We start from the raw sequence: 1,072 nt of genomic DNA, 5'->3' as shown, positions 1-1,072 counted from the left end.
TGTAAGCTTCCCCAAAAACAAGAACATTTAAAAATATAGTTTTTAAATTTGGAAGACTATGAAAAACAGTAAATTTTCAGAAGTTCAGATCATCAAGATTTTATCTGAACAAAATCAAGGAAAAGCAGTAAATGAGATTTGCCGCGAACACGGCATCAGCCAGCCGACATTTTACAAGTGGAAAAGTAAATACGGAGGATTGGATGTGCAGCAACTCTCGAAAATGAAGGAACTGGAAAAGGAGCTTTCGCAGTATAAAAAAATTGTAGCGGAACTTACCCTGGAAAATGTGGTCATGAAAGATGTGATTTCAAAAAAGTTTTAACACCTTCTGAGAAGCGGGAACTGGTTGTTTATTCCAAATCAGAACACGGAATAAGCACTCGGAATGCGTGTAAACTTTTTATCATATGCAGTTCTGTGTTTTACTACAAAAAGAAGACGAACAATGAAGACGACAAGATTCGGGAGGAACTGGTTTCGCTTGCAAACCAGCACCAGACCTGGGGATTTTGGACGATGCATCACCGTTTGAGAAACTTGGGTTTTGGGTGGAATCACAAACGGGTTTACAGGATTTACAAATCGATGAAGCTAAATTTGAGAAGCAAAAGGAAAAAACGCCTTCCAGCAAGGATTAAAGAGCCCTTACTTCGCCCGATTTATCCTAATATTACTTGGAGTATGGATTTTATGCACGACACTTTGGAATGCGGTAAAAGCGTGAGAAGCCTTAATATCATTGATGATTTTAACAGAGAAATTTTAAATATTACCATTGATACCAGTTTACCATCAGCAAAAGTAGTTTCGCAACTGGAACAACTGATCGACTGGCGTGGAAAACCTGAAAAAATAAGAGTGGATAACGGTCCGGAGTTCATTGCAGAAAAATTAAAAGATTGGTGCGGCAAGAATGAAATTGTCCTTCATTATATTCAGCCCGGAAAACCAACGCAAAACTCTCTGGTGGAGAGATTCAACCGAACTTTTCGGACAGAATTTTTAGACGTTTATCTTTTTGAGAACATCAAGCAAATGAGAAACTATTCGGAAATCTGGATGTGGATGT

Annotated in this window: 2 protein-coding genes; both read left to right on the top strand. The window is 38.2% G+C overall.

Annotated elements, in window-relative coordinates; genetic code table 11:
• The first annotated feature begins 58 nt into the window (after window positions 1-58).
• The gene (locus tag N5D46_RS14680) at window positions 59-325 is read left to right on the top strand and encodes a transposase (RefSeq protein ID WP_280050442.1); all 267 of its coding nucleotides are present in this window, start codon (window positions 59-61) and stop codon (window positions 323-325) included.
• A 20-nt stretch (window positions 326-345) separates the two neighbouring features.
• On the top strand, window positions 346-1,072 hold a 727-nt coding region (locus N5D46_RS14675; protein WP_280050443.1), incomplete at its 3' end, for an IS3 family transposase.

It is taken from the genome of Empedobacter sp. GD03865 (genome assembly GCF_029840775.1).
GTDB classification, from domain to species: domain Bacteria; phylum Bacteroidota; class Bacteroidia; order Flavobacteriales; family Weeksellaceae; genus Empedobacter; species Empedobacter falsenii_B.
This window is presented reverse-complemented; position numbering and strand designations above follow the sequence as displayed.